Below are 19,656 nucleotides of genomic sequence, written 5' to 3' on the forward strand. Positions count from 1 at the left end.
AGCGACGTACGTGCACATTTTCGGGGACAAGACAAAGATGCCGCTGGCAAGGATGCCGTCGCGCCTGGCGTGGGCCGTGTTCAATCTGCTGCAACTGGCCTTCACGCTGACGTTTACCGCGGGCGGAATCGCCTATGGCCTGGCGTTGCTGGCGATCACGCGCGACACCGACCGCCTGCTGCGCATGGGCGCGTGGATGTGGTCGCCGGTGCTGTTTCGCGGTGCCGGCGCCACGGTGATCGTGGAAGGCCGCGAGCGCGTGGACTGGTCCAGGAACTACCTGTTCGTCAGCAACCACCAGTCCATCATCGATATCTGTGCGTTGTTCTACGCCTTGCCGGTGCCGCTGCGGTTCCTGCTCAAGGACGAAATGCTCAAGGTGCCGTTCGTGAACTGGTATGCACGGGCCACCGGCATGCTGTTCCTGGACCGCGACAGCCGGCGTGCCGGGGCGATGGTGCGCCGGCAGGCCGCCGCGCTGCTGCGCGAGGGCAAGCAGTTGTGTCTGTTTCCCGAAGGCACCCGCAGCCGCAGCGGCGCATTATTGCCGTTCAAGGCCGGGCTGTTGCAGGCCGCTATCGATGCTGGTGTGCCGGTGGTGCCGGTGGCAGTGGATGGCTGCGGCAAGGTGCTGCCGGTGGAGGGTGTGTTCAGGGTGCGCCCGGGCATCATCCGGGTACGTATCGGTGATCCGATCCCGGTGACCGGGCCGGATGCGCCGGACCGCCAGCAATTGACCAAGCAGGCACACGACGCCGTGGCTGCGATGCTCCAACCCAGGATTTAAGTTACCCGCTTATGGATTTCGTCGTGCCGCATGATCATCCCTGCCTGCCCGGGCACTTTCCGGGGCGCCCCGTGGTGCCTGGCGTGGTCGTGCTCGACCATGTGCTGCAGGCAGTGGAGGCCGCACATGGACCACGCGCGGCGGCACGCCTGCCGCAGGTGAAGTTCGTGCAGCCGTTGCTGCCCGGGCAGACGGCATCGGTCATGCTGGACGGCGCCGGCCCACGCTGGCGCTTTCGCGTGCAGCGCGCCGACGAGCTGCTGGTCAGCGGCGAACTGGTGGCGGAGGCGGCGCAATGAGCAGTCAGTGGAAGCAACGCCCGGAAGGCGGCGGACGTTTCGCGCTGTGGCTGATCCGCGGCATCGCCCAGCATGCCGGGCGTGCGGTGGGACGCGCGCTGCTGTACCCGATCACGCTGTACTTCCTGCTGGTGCGTGCGCCCGAGCGCAGCGCCTCGCGTGCCTATCTGACGCGCGTGCTGGAGCGCCCGGCCACGCTGCGCGATGTGGCGCGGCATATCCACACCTTCGCCTCGACGATTCTGGACCGCGTGTACATGCTGTGTGGGCAGATGCAGCGCTTCCGGGTCGACATCACCGGGCTGGACCAGCTGCATGCGCAGATGGATCGCGGCCGCGGCGTGCTGATCTTCGGCTCGCACCTGGGCAGCTTCGATGCGCTGCGCGTGCTGGCCACCGAGCGGCCGGACGTGCAGGTCAAGGTGGTGCTGGACAAGGCCCACAACCGCGCCATGACCGAGTTGCTGGGCGCGCTGAATCCGCAGCTGGCCGCCAACATCATCGACGCCGGCATGGACGCCACCTCGATCGTCATGGCGATCAAGGACGCCACCGACGCCGGTGCGCTGGTGGCGCTGCTGATCGATCGCCCGCGCGAGGGCGACCCGGCGTTGCCGGCGACGTTCCTTGGCCGCAATGCGATGTTCCCGACCTCGCCGTGGCTGATCGCCGCAGCGCTGAAAGTGCCGGTGGTGCTGGCGTTCGGCCTGTACCGCGGCGGCAATCATTACGAGCTGGCGTTCGAGACCTTCAGCGAGGGCCTGGACGTGCCGCGTCGCCAGCGCGCACCGGTGCTGGCGGTACTCATGCGCGATTACGCGGCCAGGCTGGAACATTACACACGCTACGCGCCGTACAACTGGTTCAACTTCTACGATTTCTGGAACACCCACCATGCCGATGTGCCGCACCCTGCCGTGGATGCTGATACTGCTGTTCAGCGCCGCACCGCTATGCGCCGCACCGCCTGAGACGCTGGATGTCGGCCAGGTGCTGCAGCGCCTGGCACGCCCTGCACCGGTCAGTACCGAGTTCGTCGAACTGCGTGGCTCGGTGCTGCTGAAGACGCCGCTGCGCGTCCAGGGCCATTACCGTCGCCCGGACGCGCAAACCCTGGTGCGCGAGGTCAGCGCGCCGTATCGCGAGACCACCACGTTGCAGGGCGACGAGGGCGTGCTGGAACGCGAAGGCAAATCGCCGCGGCGGTTTTCGCTGAGCCGGGTGCCCGAACTGGCCGGCCTGAAGTCCGGCTTCGGCGCGTTGCTGGCCGGCGACCGCGCGCTGCTGGAGCAGCACTACCGCATCAGCGGGCAGGGCCAGCCGCAGGCCTGGCAACTGACGCTGCAGCCCAAGGACGCTGCCGTGGCCAAGCAGGTGCGCGAGTTGAGGCTGTATGGGCGCAATGACGAGTTGCGCTGCATCGAGAGCCAGCCGGCCAAGGGCGACGTGCAACGCACGCTGCTGGCCGGTGCGGCGCGCGCGGCCGCAAGCGTGACCGATGCGGCCGCGCTGACCACGCTATGCCACGGATCGGGCGCGTGACGCAGCGCGCCCACGGCGCAAGCAAGCCGCTCGCACGATCCCATGCCGCGCGCGCGGCCGGTGGACGTTCCGCTGGCACAGCGAGGCTTGCGCATGGCGTTTAAGTTGAACGCAAACCGCCGCATCGGCCTGGCGCTACTGTGGCTGGCGTTGCTGGCGGTGGCCGGGTTCTGGTTGAGCGAGACGCTGAAAGTCACCGGCGATCTGCGCAAATTCATGCCCGCCCGCAGCAACGCAAAGGCGCCCGCACAGCCCGATGCCGCGCGCGCGGCCGGTGGACGTTCCGCTGGCACAGCGAGGCTTGCGCATGGCGTTTAAGTTGAACGCAAATCGCCGCATCGGCCTGGCGCTGCTGTGGCTGGCGTTACTGGCGGTGGCCGGGTTCTGGTTGAGCGAGACGCTCAAGGTCACTGGTGATCTGCGCAAATTCATGCCCGCCCCGCGCACGCCGGCGCAGAAGCTGCTGATCGAAGAACTGGGCGAAGGCCCCGGCTCGCGCCTGTTGCTGATGGCGCTGTCCAACAGCGACCCGGCCACGCTGGCCGCGCAGTCGCAGGCACTGCAGCAGGCCCTGGCCGCACAACCGCAGCTGTTCGAGCTGGTCGGCAATGGCGGCACTGCGGGGCTGGATGCGATCCCCGAGCGCCTGCTGCCGTATCGCTATCTGCTCAGCGACAGCTTCGACACCACGCCGCTGGATGCGCACACCCTGCAAGCGGCGTTGCAGTCGCGGGTGCAGGATCTGGGTTCGCCTGCGGCGGCGCTGGTGGAGCCATTGCTGCCGCGCGACCCCACGCTGGAAGTGCTGCATCTGGCCGAAACCCTGCAGCCGGCCGCGGCGCCGCAGACGCGCAACGCGGTGTGGTTCGACCGTGCCGGTACCTCGGCCTTGCTGGTCGTGCAGACGCGCGCAGCCGGCTTTGATCCCACCGGCCAGCAACTGGCCTACGACGCGGTGCAGGCGGCCTTCGCCAAGGTCAGCAAGGGCAGTACGACCCGGCTTACCTTGACCGGCCCCGGTGCATTCGCCGTGGAAATCACCGCGCGCACGCAAGGCGAGGCGCAGTGGATCGGGACGCTGGATACGGTGGGACTGGTGTTGTTGCTGCTGGTCGCCTATCGCAGCTGGAAGATTCCGGTGCTCGGCGTGCTGCCATTGGCCAGCGCCGGCCTGGCCGGTCTGGCTGCGGTGGCCCTGCTGTTCGATGGCGTGCATGGCATCACCGTGGCCTTCGGCTTCACCCTGATCGGCGTGGTGCAGGATTACCCGATCCACCTGTTCAGTCATCAGCGCCCGGGTCTGGATCCACGCGACAACGCGCGTCATCTATGGCCGACGCTGGCCACCGGCGTGGTGTCCACCTGCATTGCCTATGTGACCTTCCTGTTTTCCGGTGTGGACGGCTTGCGGCAGCTGGCGGTGTTCACCATCGCCGGGCTGGCGACCGCCGCGATCACCACGCGGTGGCTGTTGCCGTCGTTGATTGACCCGGCACCGCGCGACTACGCCGATTCACGCATGCTCGCCGCGCTGTGGCGCGGCATCGCGCGCCTGCCGCGGCCGCGCATCAGCCTGGCGCTGATTGCGCTGGTCGGCATCGCGGTGATCGCGTTCGCGCCGGGGCAGTTCTGGCAGAACGATCTGTCGAAACTGACCCCAGTGCCGCCCAAGGCCCTGGCGCAGGACACGCATCTGCGCCAGGAACTGGGTGCCCCCGACGTGCGTTACGTGCTCGCGCTGCCTGCCGCCAACGACGAGGCCGCGCTGCAGGCCAGCGAGCAGTTGCGCCCGCGTCTGGATGCCCTGGTGCGCGACGGCGCATTGACCGGTTACGACATGGCTGCACGCTATCTGCCCAGCATCAAGACCCAGCATGCGCGTCAGGCTGCCTTGCCGGATGCTGCGCAAGCGCGCGCATTGACCGACAGTGCGGTGGCCGCCACACCGTTTCGCAGCGATGCGTTCGCGCCGTTCCTGCAGGACCTGGACGCTGCCAAGCGCGCCGCCCCGCTGTTGCCGAAGGACCTGGCCGGCTCGCCGCTGGCAACGTCGGTCGGCGGACTGCTGCTGGGTCGCGGCGATCGCAGCACTGCGTTGGTGTCGTTGACCGGCCTGCGCGATCCGTCGGTACTGGCTGCCGCCGTGAAAGGCAGCGGCGCGCAGTTGCTGGATCTGAAGGACGCGTCAGAGTCCCTGGTGGCCGCGTATCGCGGACGTGTGCTCGGCGCGCTGGTACTGGCCGCGCTGTTGCTGGCGGTGACGGTGGCGATCGCGTTGCGCAGCCCGCGCCGGATCGTGCGCGTATTGCTGCCGATGGCGCTGACCACGGTGCTGATCCTGGCGATCCTGCGCGGCATGGGGGTGGAGCTCAACCTGTTCCATCTGATCGCGCTGATCCTGGCGGCAGGCCTGGGCCTGGATTACGCATTGTTCTTCGACCATGCCGGCGACGATCACGCCGACCAGCTGCGCACGCTGCATGCGCTGATCGTGTGCAGCCTGATGACGCTGCTGGTGTTCGCGCTACTGGCTGCCTCCAGCATCCCGGTGTTGCGTGCGATCGGTAGCACGGTGGCGCTGGGGGTATTGTTCAATTTCATCCTCGCCTTGCTGGTGTCGCGCGAGCCGGCGCTGGAGCGCGTAAGACACGGAGATGCACATGCAGGGACGTGAGGCAATTGCCGCGCTGATTCCACACCAGGGCAGCATGTGCCTGTGGGAAGCAGTGCTGGAATGGGATGCGCAGCGCATTGTGTTGCGCAGCGATGCCCATCGCAGCGACACGCATCCGCTGCGTTGCAATGGCCGCCTGCGTGCGTTGCATCTATGCGAATACGGCGCACAAGCCATGGCTGTGCATGGCGGCTTGCTCGGCCGGGAATCGGGCAAGCCGGTGCGCCCGGGCATGCTGGTGGCGCTGCGTGCGGTGGACTTGCACGTCGCGTATCTGGACGACCTGCCCGATGCGATCGTCTGCGAAGCGCAGGTGTTGCTGCAGGGCGAGGACAGCCAGCAATACAGTTTTCGCCTGAGCCACGGCGACCAGTTGCTCGCCGAAGGGCGCGCCACGGTGATGTTGGGCGCCGCGCAGGCCACCCAAGCCCCGTAGGAGCGCGCTTGCGCGCGATGGCCTTACCGCTGACGCCGCATCGCGCGCACGCGCGCTCCTACAAGATGTAGGCGATCAATGCTGGATCTATTCCTGCGCCTGCTGCGAGTCGTTAGGATGAGGCTCTTTCCGCCGTCGCGTCTGCGGCTTTCATTGAGGCTTCCATGAGCACTTCCATTCCACAGCTCCGCGCACTCGTCACCGGCGGCAGCGGCGATCTTGGTGGTGCGATCTGCCGTCAGCTGGCGGCGCAGGGGCGCCATGTGATCGTGCATGCCAATCGCAATATCGCCCGCGCCGATGACGTGGTCGCAGCGATCGTGGCCGACGGCGGCAGCGCCGAGGCGGTGGCGTTCGATGTGGCCGATGCACAGGCCAGTGCGGTGGCGCTGGCAGGCCTGCTGGAGGGCGGCCCGATCCAGATCGTGGTCAACAACGCCGGCATCCACGACGATGCGCCGATGGCGGGCATGAACGCCGAACAGTGGCATCGGGTCATCGACGTATCGCTGCACGGGTTCTTCAATGTCACCCAGCCGCTGCTGCTGCCGATGGCGCGTACGCGCTGGGGCCGCATCGTCAGCGTGTCATCGGTGGCGGCGGTGCTGGGCAATCGCGGGCAGACCAACTACGCCGCGGCCAAGGCCGCTTTGCACGGCGCCAGCAAATCGCTGTCGCGCGAGATGGCCAGCCGCGGCATCGCCGTCAACGTGGTCGCGCCGGGCGTGATCGAAAGCGAGATGGTCGGCGAAAGCTTCGCGCCGGAAGTGATCAAGCAACTGGTACCGGCGGGCCGGGTCGGCAAGCCCGACGAAGTGGCCGCGTTGGTGGCGTTTCTGTGTTCGGAGTCAGCCGGCTACATCAACGGCCAGGTCATCGGCATCAATGGTGGGATGGGCTGAGGGCGGCTGATCTGCTGGTTTGCTGCGGGGTCCTTGCCCGCCCACCATCGCAGGACACGCTGCAAGTACGTCCTTGTAAGCTCTTACGCGGCATCCATGCCGCGTAAGGTCCCGCGACGGTGGGCGGGCAAGGACCAGTCGAGATGGTCGGTGTGCATGGTTGCGATCAGTGCAGGCCGGCTTGGTTGCTGGTTTGGTCGTTCTTCATAACCAGCTCGCGCTCGCGTGCAGCACGCGAGCGCCAAGCAAACAAACAGCAAGCAAAAACGCGCCGTTGCCGGCGCGGTTTTCAAACTCACGCCGCGTCGGCGTACCAGGCGGCGGTGAGGATCGGCTCGCCGATGGCGTTGGCGGTCAAGGCGTCCAGCCCGTGGTCCGGCAGTGCGGCATGGCGCTGGCGTGCCTGCTGCAGGATCTCGCGTGCCAGCACCGCCATCTGCGCCACGTTGCTGTGGATGCGTGCGGCAAAGGCATCGTCGTCGAGGGTGTCGTTCAAGGCGCCATTGAGTTCGTTGAACCAGCCGATCAGGTATTGATCGAGCAGGCGCCCATCGTCGGTGGCCAGGCCTTGTGCAGTGTTGTGCTGGCCCCAGTCGTGCACCACACGCTGCATTGCCAGATTCATGTCGCGCGCATAGAAGAAATCGGACTTCATGCGCGAGAGCAGGCTGAGGTCGGCGATGCGTCCGCTGCAGAACAGCGGCGCCAGCAGCGACCAGTAGTAGGTGTAATCCCAGATCACCTTGACCGGCATCACCTGCGCGTCGCCGAACAGCGCGTACTGGTCCTGATACAGGGTCAGGGTATTTTCGTAGAACGAGAAATACAGCTGCTGATACAGCTCCACATACGGGCTGAGCGATCTGCCGGCGCGGTCGCGGCCGATCAGTTCGCAGATGTAGGTATTGGAAATCGCAATGAAGTCGCTGCCGGGCGAATAGAACGGGTCCAGGAACAAGCCCGCCTCGCCGGTCAGCGCCCAGCGCTGCGGCGAGAACACCTGCTTGCAGCCATAGGAGAAGTTACGCAGGAACAGGAAGTCCTGCAGCCGGTAGTCGGCCTTGTCGAGCGTGGCGGCGACCTGCGGCTGATGCGTGCGCAGCCAGGTCATCGCCTTGTCGTGGGTGTTCATCGTGTCCAGCGGGTGCATCGACGCATCGCAGACGATGCCCAGCGAATGCGCGCCGGACGACAGCGGAATCAGCCAGAACCAGTAGCCCGGCCCGCACATGTGGTTGGTCGAGCGCCAGCGGTCCGGCGGCGTGCAGCGCTGCAGCCAGTTGCTGTCCTGCGACCAGCCATTGGGGTCGATCAGGCCTTCCACACGCCACCACACCGCATTGGCGTCGTGTGCATTGTCCTGCGCCAGGCCGAGCTTGCGCTTGAGCAGGCCGGCGCGGCCGCTGGCATCCACCACCCAGCGTGCGCTCAGCGTGCCGGCCTCGCCGGCGCGCTCGTAGCGCACGGCGTGGTCGGCCTCGTCATCGGACAGGTCCACGCCCTTGACGCTGCAGTTGTCGACAAACGTGATGCCCTGCGCGCGGGCGCGCTCGCCGAGGAAATTTTCGAAGCGGCCACGGTCGATCTGCCACGACGGCGTCGGCAGGATCTGGCTCACGCCCAGCTCGGTGCAGCGGTCGATGTCCTCGCGCTTGTCGGAGAAGAAGAAGCGGAACCCGAACTTGCGGATCTGCTCGGTCTCCAGATGCTCGCGCAGGCCCAAGACCTCGGCGAAGTAGTGCGCGCCGATCTCCACCGTGGACTCGCCCACCTTGAACGCCGCCTCGCGCACCGGGTGCGCACGGCGCTCCAGCACGGTGATCGCCAGTTCGGGGTCGCGTTGGCGCAGCTGCAGGGCCAGACTCAGGCCGGCCAGGCCACCACCGGTGATAACGACATCGGCACGCTGTGCATTCATGGGGATGGCTTGCTCTTGGTAACCGCCGGCACAGTAGCAAATTCGCCGTCAGCGTCGTCGATCAGCACCGGGTTGGCCCGCACGCGGCGGTACTCGCGCCAGATATGCCCGTAGCTCCAGGCCTGGACCACCACATGCGAGGTGATTTCCCACAGATCGCGTACCAGGCGGAAATGGCTCTTGCGGAACGCGCCCGGCGAGGTGCCGGCGTAGCGGGTTTCGATCGGCACCGCGACCACGCGCGCGCCGGCCTGGCGTGCGGCGGAAATCAGCAGTTGCGCTTCGAACACGAAACCTTCGCCGGGCACGTCGGGCAGGGTGAACACCGAGGCCGGATACAGGCGCTGGCCGCTCTGGCTGTCGACCAGCTGGAAGCCGCAGGCCCAGGCGATGCCCCAGTCGCCGAAATCGTTGCCGATGCGGCGGATGGTGGGCTGAGTGGCGCGCTTGCGCATGCGGGCGCCGACGATGACGCAGCCGGGGTGGCGGTTGGCCGCCGCCAACAGGCGCGGGAAGTCGGCGGCCTTGTGCTGGCCGTCGCCGTCCATGGTCATCACCGCGCGCATGCCCATCCGCTGCGCCTGCGCAAACCCGCTGCGCAACGCGGCGCCCTTGCCCTTGCGCTGCGGGTGCCGGATCAAGGTGATCGGCAGGCCGGCGATGCAGTCGGCAGTGCCGTCATCGGAGCCGTCGTCGATCACGATCACGTTGGAACAATAGGTCAGCGCATCGTTGACCACTTCGCGGATGCGCAGCGATTCGTTCAGCGCCGGCACCAGGATCGCGGTGTCCTCGCGGGTCAGTGGCTGCCGGCTCACTGCTGGAGCTCCACGCGCAACACCCGGCCCGGGCCGGCGTACAGCGCCACGCGTTCGCCGCCAGTGGCGATCAGGTCGAACAACGGCAGCATCGGCGCCATCGCATTGGCGGCGACATGCCGCGCCAGCGGGCCGGCGCCCGGCGTCGGCGTGCCGTCGTCCAGCCACGCCCGCAGCTGCGGCTTGCCGGCCTGGCCGGGCGCACCCAGCACCAGCGCGCCACCGAGCAGCCCCTGGCTGGGGGCGACCCGACCCAGCGGCCCGACCGAGCGGGCGTCGTAGCCGGCCAGCAGCACTGCGTCCATGCCGGCGGCACGTTGGACCAGCGCCTCCAGCAAGCCCTGCGCGAAGCTGCCCAGGCTGGCGCTGATCGCGGTGGCCGGGGTCATCGCCCCGGCGCCGATGGTCCAGTAGCCGGCCGCGGCGTTGTGCACCGAGTTGTGGAACTTGGTCGGCGAGATCGCCGTGGGGTCGCTGGCCAGGGTGGTGCACATGTAGTCGGAGATGGCCAGGTCGCCGTATGTGGAAGTGAAGATCGACGGCAGGCTGGCCGGCTCGCGGCCGGCGGCGGTGCAGGCGGCCAGCGCGGCCTCCAGCGAGACCGCCACCGTGTCCGGTGCGCGACGGCGCTCGTTGGCGGCCAGCAGCTGCGGCGCCGGACGCGCGCCGGTGTCCTGCAGCGCGCCGCCGCGCACGAACGCCGCAGCGGCGTCCCAGCTCGGCAGGCCCTGGGTCCAGAAGCCGATCCCCTCGATGGTGGCAGCCAGCATCAGCGGGCCTGCCCGAACAGCAGCGAGCAGTTGTTGCCGCCAAAACCGAAGGAGTTGTTCATTGCGTAATCGATCTTGGAATGGGCATTGTCGAAACGGATCTGCGGGCCGCAGGCGGGGTCGGGCACTTCGCTGTTGAGCGTGCCCGGCAGCACGCCGTCGCGCAGCGCCAGCAGCGCGATCACCGACTCGACGATGCCGGCTGCGCCCAGGGTGTGGCCGGTCCAGGCCTTGGTCGAGCTGGCGTGCAGGGTGGCCGGGAAGATCGCCGCCACCGCGGCGGCTTCGACGCTGTCGTTGGCCGGGGTGGCAGTGCCGTGCAGGTTCAGATAGCCCACCGCGGCCGGCTCCAGGCCGGCGCGTTCGAGCGCGCCGCGCATCGCCAGCTGCGCGCCCAGGCCCTGCGGATGCGGGGCGGACATATGGTGCGCATCGCTGGATTCGCCATAGCCGTACAGCCACAGCGTTGCGTCCGGCGCGGCGGCGGTGCGTTCGAGCATGGCAAAGCCGCCGGCCTCGCCCAGGCTCAGGCCGACCCGGCGCGCATCGAACGGCTGGCACAGCTCCGGCGCCACCACCTGCAGCGAGTTGAAGCCGAACAGCACGCTGCCGCACAAGGTATCCACGCCGCCGACCAGGGCGGCATCCACCACCCCGGCGTCGATCAGGCGCGCGGCCTGGGCAAACACCTTGGCGCTGGACGAACAGGCGGTGGCCACGGTCACGCTCGGGCCGCGCAGGCCGGTGGCGTGCTGCACGAAGTCGCCCAGCGAGTGCGGGGTGTGCACGATCGGGCGATCCAGGTCGTCGGGAAAGCGCGCGCCGTCGGCGTCTTCGACCAGCCGCGTGTAGGCCTCTTCGCTGGCGCCGATGCTGGAGGTGGAAGTGCCGATGATCACCGCCACGCGCTCGGCGCCGTAGCGCTGCGCGGCGGCCTGCACCGCCTCGGCCATGCCGTCCTGCTGCAGGGCCAGCCAGGCCAGGCGATTGTTGCGGCAGTCCCAGCCTTGCATGGCCTCCGGCAACACGATGTCTTCCACGCCGTCGACGCGGCCGATCCAGCACGCCAGCGGCTGCGGGCCGAAATCGTTGCGACGCATGCCGCTGCGGCGAGCAGTCAGGGCGGCGGCCTGGGCATCGAGCCCGGCGCCGAGCGCGGTGGTGGACGTAAAAGCGGTGACGGCGACCGGGGCCATCTGGGACGAATGCTGCGCTTGGCTCACGGTGGTCTGGCTGGCAAGAAGTGGACTCAGTATATCGATGGCGGGTGCGCCTCCCGTCGATGGCGCAACTGAACGTGCCGGTCATGTCGCTGACGGGGCTGGAGTTTTCGCGCGTTGCCGCGCTTTCGCCATCGGCGCAATTGGGACACAATCCTGCGACACACTTGCCGATCGAGCGCGACCACGCGCGCATGCACGCCTACGTCTATAAAAGCCAACGCAAGCAGGACACCTTCGTCTATCTCGCCACGCGCGACGACTTCTCCGGTCTTCCCGCCGCCGTGCACGCGCAGCTGGCGCCGTTCGCGTTCGTGCTGGAGGTGGCGTTGACGCCGGAGCGCCGTCTGGCGCAGGCCGACGTGGCCACGGTGCGCGAAGCGCTCGCCAAGCACGGCTTCTATCTGCAACTGCCCAAGACGGTAGTGCTGGCGGGCGAGTGCGACTATGACTGAGGCCGCACGGGCCGCACGCTTGCGGGCCGCAGCGCTGGCCGGCCTGGCCGGCGTGGCGTTGTCGTTGCTGGGCGGCATCGGCGGCGGTGTCGCCGCGGTGACGCTGTGGCTGGCGCAGCCGGCGTTCGCGCTGGCGGTGTCGTGGGCGCGCGGTAGCCGCGCATTGCCCAGCCGGCCGCGCGCGGTTGCGCAGGCCTTGCCGCCGTTGCTGACGATCTGGGGTGTGGGCCTGCTGGCGCTGGCCGCCCTGATCAGCTGGCCGCTGACCGCCCTGCGCGACAGCGGCAGCCTGGCCGCCGCATTGGCCTTGAGTGTGGCGGTCAGCGCCGCGTTGCTCGGGTTGTGGCGGACCTGGCCGCTGTGGGGCGAGGTCGAACGCGATGGCGGCGCCCTGGCCCCGCGCTGGCATGCGCTGGCGACGCAGGAGTTGCACGCCTGGCGCGGCCTGCTGGCCGCTGCCCTGGTGCTGGCGATGTGCACGCTGGTGGTGGCGCTGACCTGGCCGGGCTGGCTGTCGAGCAGCCTGCGCTGGAGTCTGGCGATCGCGGCCAGCGTGCTGCTGCCCGCTGCCCACCTGCTGTTGCAACGCACCGCCGCCCCGGCGCGCAGCGATGCCCCGGCGGCCCTGCAGGCGGCCGATTTCTTTTCCGAAGCGGCGGCCGAGCCGCGACCGCTGGAGCCGGTGGCCCAGCACCAACTGGTACCCGAACTGTTCGAGGCCGCGCGCAGCGGACGCGTGGACCGCGCGCTGCAGTTGCTCGACGCCGGGGCCGACCCGCAGGCGATGCCGCTGCCGGAGTGGCGCGACCAACGCAGCCTGCCCGCGCTGGCCGCGGTGCTGCCGGATCTGCGCCTGCTGCGCGAGCTGATCGTGCGCCGCGTCGACGTCAACCAGCCGCATCGCGGCATGACCCCGTTGCTGGCCGCCACCCGCGACAGCTGGCACGGCCGCCCGGACGCGGTGATGACGCTGCTGGCCAACGGGGCCGACCCGCGCGCCAGCGACAACGACGGCAACACGCCGCTGCACCACGCGGTGCGCAGTTCCGACCCGGGCGTGGCCGCGCTGCTGCGCGATGCCGCCGCCGAACTCGATGCGCTCAACAACGAAGGCCACTCGCCGCTGGCGATGGCCTGCCAGGTCGGCAACTGGCGGCTGGCCAAGTTCCTGCTGGAACGCGGCGCGCACTCCGAACCGGAAGGTGGCGCACCGGTGCTGCTGGCCGCGGCCGGCACCGAGGAAGACGACCCGGCCGGCGTGCAGCTGCTGCTCAAGCACAAGGCGCGCGTGGATGCGCGCGACCGCCAGCGCCGCAGCGCCCTGCACGAAGCGGCGTTGGCCGGACACGGCGACATCGTCGAGGCGCTGCTGGCGGCCGGCGCCAATCTGGAAGCGCGCGACCTGCTCGGCCGCACGCCGTGGCTGGATGCGGCGCGGCAGGCGCGCAGCGGCGTGCTCGAACGCCTGGTCGCACGCAAGGCCGACGTGCTGGCCATCGACGGCGAGGGCCGCAATGCGGTGATGCTGGCCTGCGCCGCCGACAGCGTGTCGCCGGCGCTGATCCGGCGCCTGCTCGAGCTGCAGGTGCCGGCCGACAGCGCCGACGCGCACGGCCGTCGCGCGGTGGATGTGGCCGCCGAAGCCGGGCGCTGGGCGATCGTGCAGTTGCTCGATCCCGGCTATCCCTTGCCGGCGGCGGTCAGCGACGCGCACGGGGAGAGCCCCGGCGTGGCGGTGCTGCCCGATCGCCCGCCACTGGTGCTGCTGCGCGAAGGCCTGCAGTTCGGCCAGCGCGACGGTCTGGTCGCACTGGCCCGCCTGTGCGGCCCGGAAGAACTCGGCGGCCTGCTGCACGACGCGCATCTGGCCTTGAACGCCGATGCGGTGGACTGGCTGCTGCGCCACGGGGCCGATGCCGAAGTGCGCGATGCCTGTGGCGATGTGCCGATGTTTGCGCTGCTGTCGCGGGGCGTGGAGGCGGTGCCGGCGCTGCAGGCGCTGCTGCGCCATGGCGTGTCGCCGGCCGGTGCCGGCGGTCTGACGCGGCTGCTCAGCGCCTGCGTGCAGCACGATGCGGCATCGCGCGGGCTGGAACAGTTCGCGCTGGAATTGCTCGAACGCGGCGCCGACCCGTTCGCCGCGTCGGCCGCCGGCGATCCGCCGTTGTCGCTCGCAGTGCGGCTGGGCTGGCTGCGCCTGCAGCAGTGGCTGCTGGAACACGGCGTGGACCGCGAGGCGCGCGACAGCCACGGTATGACCGCGCTGCATCTGGCCACCGCGCTGGGCCGCGAGGCGTCGCTGAAATTGCTGGTCAAGCAGGGCGCCTCGCCGGAAGCGCGCGCTGCCGACGGGCAGACCCCGCTGGGGGTGGCGCTGTCGATCGGCCGCCGCGACCTGGCCGACTGGCTGGACTGGCGCATCTGGTCGCTGCCGCAGCGCAGCCTGCGCGAGGCGGACGTGCCGGCCGCCGCGATGGTCGGCGACACCGATGCGGTGCGTCGCCTGATCGATCTGGGCCTGCCGGTCGATGCGATCGATGCCCAGGGCTGCACCGCGTTGCTGCGTGCCGCCGGTGGCGGCCATCTGGGCGTGGTGGCGCATCTGCTCGGTCGCGGCGCCGACCCGCAACGCGCGGCCAATAGCGGCGCCACGCCGTTGTCGGCGGCGGTGAGCATGCGTCAGACCGAGATCGTGGCCGCGCTGCTGCAGGCCGGCGCGCAGATCGAGCACCGCCTGCCCGGCGGCGTCACCGTGCTGATGCTGGCCTGCGCGCTGGGCCTGCCGGATATCGTGGCGCGCCTGCTCACCGCGGCGGCCGATGTGCACGCCAACGACGACCAAGGCCTGGCGCCGCTGCATTGCGCCGCGCTGTACGGCTTCACCGCGCGCGACAAGAGCCGCCTGCTGGCCTTGCTGGATACCTTGCTGCTGGCCGGTGCCGACCCGGACTACCTGGCCGGCGGCCGGGTCAGCCCCTTGCTGCTGGTGCTGGGCGCGCGCGCCGAACCGGGCACCGCCTGCGACGAGCAGGTGGTGCTGGCCGGCGTGGAACGCCTGCTCGACGAAGACGTCTCGCTGGACGTGGCCGATCAACGCGGTTTCGGCCCGCTGCACCTGGCCGCACTGCACGGCCTGCCGTTGCTGGTGCAGCGCCTGCTGCGTGCCGGCGCCGATGCCGACCGCCGCGACGCGCTCAACCGCACCCCGCGCGAGATCGCGATCATGCGCGGCTTCATCGATGTGGCCGGCCAGTTCGAACCCGCTTTGCCGGGTGTGTCCTCGATGGCGCGCTTCCTGCGCGAAGGCCGCTGAGCCAGCGCGCCGGCGCACCGCTGCGGGTGCTGTTCGTGTGCAGCCGCAACCGGCTGCGCAGCCCCACCGCCGAGCGCGTGTTCGCCGACTGGCCGGGCGTGCAGACGCAATCGGCCGGGCTGGCCGCCGATGCGGAGGTACAGCTCACCCCGGAGCTGTTGCACGAAGCGCAGCTGGTGCTGGTGATGGAGCGTCGTCACCTGCAGTTGCTGCGCAAGCGCTTCGCCGCGCATCTGCGCCATTGCCGGGTGATCTGCCTGCAGATTCCCGACGATTACGCGTACATGGATCCGGCACTGATCCGTCGCCTGGAACACACGGTGCCACCGCTGCTGCGTCTGCCGGCGCAGTCGTAACCTGATCCCGACACCGCGCATGCAAAACTTGGCCCTCCCTCGCACGAAGGAAGCGCCTCTACGATGAGCGTGCGTATCGAGGACCACGCCATGCTGGGCAATTGCCACAGCGCGGCCCTGGTCGACTACCGCGGCACCATCGACTGGCTGTGTCTGCCACGTTTCGATTCCGATGCGTTTTTCGCGTCCCTGCTGGGCGATGAGCAGCACGGGCAATGGGCGTTGTCGCCGGCCGGCGACTTTCGCAGCGAGCGTGCCTACGAAGACGACAGCCTGGTGTTGTGCACGCGCATGCACACCGACACCGGCATGGTGGAACTGGTCGACTTCATGGTCGCCAGCGATGAAGGCGACGGCCACCAGCACCTGGTGCGGATCGTGCGTTGCGTGCAGGGCCAGGTGCCGATGCACATGCGCCTGACCTTCCGCTTCAACTATGGCCGCACCGTGCCATGGGTGACGCGCATCGACGGTGGCATCCGCGCCATTGCCGGCCCCGACCAGCTTGCACTGCGCTCGCCGCAGGCGCTGCACGGCGAGGACATGGGCACCGAAACCGACTTCACGCTGCGGCAGGGCGAGAGCACCTGGTTTGTGCTCAGCCACGGCCTGTCGCATCAGCCCACGCCGACGGCGATCGATCCGGAACAGGCGCTGCAACGCACGACTGCGTTCTGGCATGGCTGGGCGCGGCGCTGCACCGATGTCGGCCCCTGGACCGCGCAGGTGCGCCGCTCGCTGGTGGTGCTGAAAGGGCTCAGCTATCTGCCCACTGGCGGCATCGTCGCCGCGCCGACTGCCTCGCTGCCCGAGCATCTGGGCGGCAGCCGCAACTGGGATTACCGCTACTGCTGGCTGCGCGATTCGGTGTTCACCCTGATCGCCTTGCTGCAGGCCGGCTATCGCGACGAAGCAGAAGCTTTTCGCGACTGGGTGCAACGCGCCATCGCCGGTTCGCCGGATCAGCTGCAGGCGCTCTACGGCATCGCCGGCGAGCGCCGCCTGCAGGAGTGGGAGGCGCACTGGCTGCCCGGCTATGAAAATTCCGGGCCGGTACGGATCGGCAACGGCGCGGTGGACCAGTTCCAGCTCGACGTCTACGGCGAGTTGATCGGCGCGTTCCATTACGCACGCGAAAAGGGCGTGGCGCCGCCGTCCGATGACGATGGCTCGTCGGCATCGTTGCTGGAAAAGGTGCTGGAAACGCTGGAAACGCTGTGGCGCCTGCCCGACGAAGGCATCTGGGAAATCCGCGACGAGCGCCGTCATTTCGTGCATTCCAAGGTGATGGCCTGGCTGGCATTCGATTGCGGCGCGCGCGATGGCATCACCAACGCCGATGCGGCCAAGCGCGCGCACTGGGGCCGCATTGCCGACGACATCCGCGCCGAAGTGCTGGAAAAAGGCGTGCACCCGGACGGGCACTTCGTGCAGAGCTACGGCTCCGATCGTCTGGATGCGGCGTTGTTGCTGATCCCGATCGTGGGGTTCCTGCCGGCCGATGATCCGCGCATCGCCGCGACCGCCGATGCGATCGCACGCGATCTGACCATCGACGGATTGGTCGAGCGCTATCGCGCCGACGACAGCGCCGACGGCTTGCCGGCCGGCGAGGGCACCTTTCTTGCCTGCAGCTTCTGGCTAGTGGAAAACTACGCCCTGCTCGGGCGCACCGAGCAGGCACGCGTGCTGCTCGAGCGCCTGCTCGGGCTGTGCAACGACGTGGGCCTGCTTGCCGAAGAGTACGACCCGCGCAGCAAGCGCATGCTTGGCAACTTCCCGCAAGGGTATTCCCACGTGGCTCTGGTCAATGCGGCATTGCGCCTGCACGGACGCATGGGCAAAGAGGAAACACATCCATGAACGAACAAGCCACCACCCCGCCGTGCATCATCGTGGTGTTCGGTGCACGCGGCGATCTGACCAAGCGCCTGGTGATGCCGGCGCTGTACAACCTGCGCCGCTCCGGCGCACTGGGCGAGCAGTTCGCCATCGTCGGCATGGATCACGGCGATATCAGCGAGCGTTCGTGGCGCACCATGATGGGCCAGTCGATGACCCAGCTGCTCAGCAGCCGCGATGCCGAATTCCAGACCGACGAGTTCGACACCGACACCTGGGAGTGGCTGCGCGAGCGCATGCATTATCTGCGCGGCGATTTCACCGACCTGGGCGCCTATCAAACCCTGGGTGGCGCGTTGGAGAAGCTGCACAAGCGCTACGGCACCCAGGGCAACGTGCTGTTTTATCTGGCTACCGCCGCGCGCTTCTTCGAGCCGGTATTGCTCAACCTGGGCGAAGCCGGGCTGGTCAAGCAACGCGAGGGCGAGGGCTGGCGTCGGGTGATCGTGGAAAAACCCTTCGGCCACGACCTGCCCAGCGCCGTCGCGCTCAACGCCACCGTCGCCAAGGTCTTGCATGAGGACCAGGTGTTCCGCATCGACCACTTCCTCGGCAAGGAAACCGTGCAGAACATCCTGGCGTTCCGTTTCGCCAATGGCCTGTTCGAGCCGGTGTGGAATCGCGACCGCATCGATCATGTGCAGATCACCGCCGCCGAAACCATCGGGGTGGAAGGGCGTGGGCGCTTCTACGACCCCACCGGCTGCCTGCGCGACATGGTGCCCAATCACCTGTTCCAGTTGCTGGCGATGATTGCGATGGAGCCGCCGGCCGCATTCACCACCGAAGCGATGCATCGCCGCCGCGCCGAAGTGATCGAAGCGGTGCGCCCGATCAAGCCCGAAGACGTGGTGCGTGGCCAGTACGCCTCCGGTGCGGTCAACCGCAGCGCCGTGCCTGGCTATCGCGAAGAAGACACGGTGCCGGACGATTCGGAAACCGAAACCTATGTGGCGATGAAGCTGCAGGTCGACACCTGGCGCTGGGCGGGTGTGCCGTTCTACCTGCGCACCGGCAAGCGTCTGCGCGAGCGCACCACCGAGATCGCGATCCGCTTCAAGCCTGCGCCGCTGGCGCCGCTCCGCAGCACCGAAGTGGGCGGCTATGGCCCCGACTGGCTGGTGCTGCACATCCAGCCCGACGAAGGCATCTCGCTGCAGTTCGACGTCAAACGCCCCGGCGCGCAGGTCAGCCTGGCACCGGTGCGCATGGACTTCCGCTACCGCGACTGGTTCCCCAAGGAATACACGGTGGGCTACGAGCGCCTGCTGCAGGACTGCATGAACGGCGAGGCCGGCCTGTTCCAGGATGCGGCAATGGTGGAAGGTGCCTGGCGCATCGTGCAACCGATCCTGGATGCCTGGAAGCAACCGCCCAGCGATTTCCCCAATTACGCCGCCGGCAGCGCCGGCCCCTCGGCCGCCGACGCCCTGCTGGCGATGAACGGTGGACACGCCTGGCGCGCGCTCACCCCCGGCCGCAAGCCACCGCCGCGCCGCGCACCGGAAGCGCGCAGCAGCGCCACCACGCCGATCAAGAAAGCCACCGGGAAGACGGTCAAGAAGGCTGCCAAGGCGCCGGCCAGGAAGATCACCAAGGCGGCAGCCGAAAAGGTCACCAAGGCGCCAGCCAAGCGCGCATCCGCGGCTGCAGCAAGACCATCGCAGGATGCGGCTACGTCGCCGGGCAGTGCGGCAAAGAAAGCCGCGGGCAAACGCGCAACCGGCAAGGTCGCAAAGACCGCCGGCAAAACCGCGGCTGGCAAGAGCGCAGCCAAGAAGTCGGCCAGCAAGCCCGCGGCGCGAACGCCACGGCGCTGACGGAGGCAGCCGCCGCAGCTCCACGTAGGAGAGTGCTTGCGCGCGCCGGGATTTATCGGTAACGCCCGGTCGCGCGCAGGCACGCTCCTACGAACGGCGCAGCGATGGTGGGTGGTTGGTGAGGGCTCGCCGTCCCATCGGCGTATGACTTGTACGCAATCGGCCGCTTGCGTGCAGGTCGTCGCCGAGGCAACGTCGGCGCCGTTACCGTTGACGAACGATGCACCACATCCACGTAGGAGCGTGCCTGCGCGCGACGAGGCTTTATCGGTAACGCCCGGTCGCGCGCAGGCACGCTCCTACGAACGGCGAAGTGATTGTGGGTGGTTGGTGGGGGGCTCGCCATCACATTGGCGTATGACTTGGACGCAATCGGCCGCTCGCGTGCAGGTCGTCGCCGAAGGCAGCGACGGCGCCGTTACCGTTGACGAACGATGCACCACA

General features: G+C 68.7%; 17 protein-coding genes. 13 read left to right on the top strand and 4 right to left on the bottom strand.

The window, feature by feature from the left end:
* The first annotated feature begins 37 nt into the window (after window positions 1-37).
* From AC1KVE_RS18725 to fabG, 8 genes are all read left to right on the top strand, one after another.
* Window positions 38-787 (top strand): lysophospholipid acyltransferase family protein, encoded by a 750-nt coding sequence (locus AC1KVE_RS18725; protein WP_024937535.1) that lies wholly within the window; start codon window positions 38-40, stop codon window positions 785-787.
* Window positions 788-858: 71 nt separating this feature from the next.
* Window positions 859-1,086 carry an ApeI family dehydratase gene (locus AC1KVE_RS18730; RefSeq protein ID WP_481093089.1) on the top strand — a complete coding sequence of 76 codons (228 nt, stop codon included), beginning with the start codon at window positions 859-861 and terminating at the stop codon, window positions 1,084-1,086.
* A complete protein-coding gene (locus tag AC1KVE_RS18735) occupies window positions 1,083-2,057 on the top strand; it encodes an LpxL/LpxP family acyltransferase (protein ID WP_039524636.1) in 975 nt (324 codons plus the stop codon). Before AC1KVE_RS18730 ends, AC1KVE_RS18735 begins: the two co-directional genes overlap by 4 nt.
* Entirely contained in the window at window positions 1,981-2,628 is a 648-nt protein-coding gene (locus AC1KVE_RS18740; RefSeq protein ID WP_342370401.1) for a LolA-related protein, read from the top strand. The genes AC1KVE_RS18735 and AC1KVE_RS18740 overlap by 77 nt, the downstream gene beginning before the upstream one ends.
* Before the next feature lie 42 nt (window positions 2,629-2,670).
* Window positions 2,671-2,946, top strand: a complete 276-nt coding sequence (locus tag AC1KVE_RS18745) for a hypothetical protein (protein ID WP_160954453.1) — start codon at window positions 2,671-2,673, stop codon at window positions 2,944-2,946.
* Window positions 2,936-5,302: an MMPL family transporter gene (locus AC1KVE_RS18750; protein ID WP_481093090.1), complete on the top strand. Its 2,367-nt coding sequence runs from the start codon at window positions 2,936-2,938 to the stop codon at window positions 5,300-5,302. Before AC1KVE_RS18745 ends, AC1KVE_RS18750 begins: the two co-directional genes overlap by 11 nt.
* The gene (locus AC1KVE_RS18755; protein ID WP_184611763.1) at window positions 5,289-5,738 is read left to right on the top strand and encodes a hotdog family protein; all 450 of its coding nucleotides are present in this window, start codon (window positions 5,289-5,291) and stop codon (window positions 5,736-5,738) included. The genes AC1KVE_RS18750 and AC1KVE_RS18755 overlap by 14 nt, the downstream gene beginning before the upstream one ends.
* Window positions 5,739-5,902: 164 nt before the next feature.
* A complete protein-coding gene (gene fabG, locus AC1KVE_RS18760) occupies window positions 5,903-6,640 on the top strand; it encodes a 3-oxoacyl-ACP reductase FabG (protein ID WP_481093091.1) in 738 nt (245 codons plus the stop codon).
* A 295-nt stretch (window positions 6,641-6,935) separates the two neighbouring features.
* Here fabG and AC1KVE_RS18765 read toward each other — a convergent pair whose 3' ends face one another.
* Genes AC1KVE_RS18765 through AC1KVE_RS18780 form a run of 4 tightly spaced genes read right to left on the bottom strand, consistent with a single transcriptional unit; the run spans window position 6,936 to window position 11,342 of the window.
* Window positions 6,936-8,558, bottom strand: a complete 1,623-nt coding sequence (locus AC1KVE_RS18765) for an NAD(P)/FAD-dependent oxidoreductase (protein WP_481093092.1) — start codon at window positions 8,556-8,558, stop codon at window positions 6,936-6,938.
* Window positions 8,555-9,376, bottom strand: a complete 822-nt coding sequence (locus tag AC1KVE_RS18770) for a glycosyltransferase family 2 protein (RefSeq protein ID WP_065033431.1) — start codon at window positions 9,374-9,376, stop codon at window positions 8,555-8,557. The genes AC1KVE_RS18765 and AC1KVE_RS18770 overlap by 4 nt, the downstream gene beginning before the upstream one ends.
* Window positions 9,373-10,146, bottom strand: coding sequence for a beta-ketoacyl synthase chain length factor (locus AC1KVE_RS18775; protein ID WP_024940578.1), 774 nt, complete (start codon window positions 10,144-10,146; stop codon window positions 9,373-9,375). The genes AC1KVE_RS18770 and AC1KVE_RS18775 overlap by 4 nt, the downstream gene beginning before the upstream one ends.
* Complete coding sequence (locus AC1KVE_RS18780; protein WP_481093093.1) at window positions 10,146-11,342, bottom strand: beta-ketoacyl-[acyl-carrier-protein] synthase family protein; 1,197 nt, start codon at window positions 11,340-11,342, stop codon at window positions 10,146-10,148. The genes AC1KVE_RS18775 and AC1KVE_RS18780 overlap by 1 nt, the downstream gene beginning before the upstream one ends.
* 218 nt (window positions 11,343-11,560) lie before the next feature.
* Between AC1KVE_RS18780 and AC1KVE_RS18785 the strand changes: the two genes are divergently transcribed.
* The 5 genes from AC1KVE_RS18785 to zwf all read left to right on the top strand — a co-directional run bounded on the left by AC1KVE_RS18785 (window position 11,561) and on the right by zwf (window position 19,212).
* A complete protein-coding gene (locus tag AC1KVE_RS18785) occupies window positions 11,561-11,821 on the top strand; it encodes a YcgL domain-containing protein (protein WP_026064404.1) in 261 nt (86 codons plus the stop codon).
* On the top strand, window positions 11,814-15,134 hold the full coding sequence (locus AC1KVE_RS18790) for an ankyrin repeat domain-containing protein (RefSeq protein WP_435004998.1): 3,321 nt from the start codon (window positions 11,814-11,816) through the stop codon (window positions 15,132-15,134). The genes AC1KVE_RS18785 and AC1KVE_RS18790 overlap by 8 nt, the downstream gene beginning before the upstream one ends.
* Before the next feature lie 26 nt (window positions 15,135-15,160).
* Window positions 15,161-15,490: a low molecular weight protein tyrosine phosphatase family protein gene (locus AC1KVE_RS18795; RefSeq protein WP_016902847.1), complete on the top strand. Its 330-nt coding sequence runs from the start codon at window positions 15,161-15,163 to the stop codon at window positions 15,488-15,490.
* Between the two features lie 63 nt (window positions 15,491-15,553).
* Window positions 15,554-17,353 carry a glycoside hydrolase family 15 protein gene (locus AC1KVE_RS18800; protein ID WP_481093094.1) on the top strand — a complete coding sequence of 600 codons (1,800 nt, stop codon included), beginning with the start codon at window positions 15,554-15,556 and terminating at the stop codon, window positions 17,351-17,353.
* Window positions 17,350-19,212, top strand: coding sequence for a glucose-6-phosphate dehydrogenase (zwf, locus tag AC1KVE_RS18805; RefSeq protein WP_481093095.1), 1,863 nt, complete (start codon window positions 17,350-17,352; stop codon window positions 19,210-19,212). Before AC1KVE_RS18800 ends, zwf begins: the two co-directional genes overlap by 4 nt.
* The last annotated feature ends 444 nt before the right edge of the window (window positions 19,213-19,656 follow it).

It is taken from the genome of Xanthomonas sp. NCPPB 2864 (genome assembly GCF_056675615.1).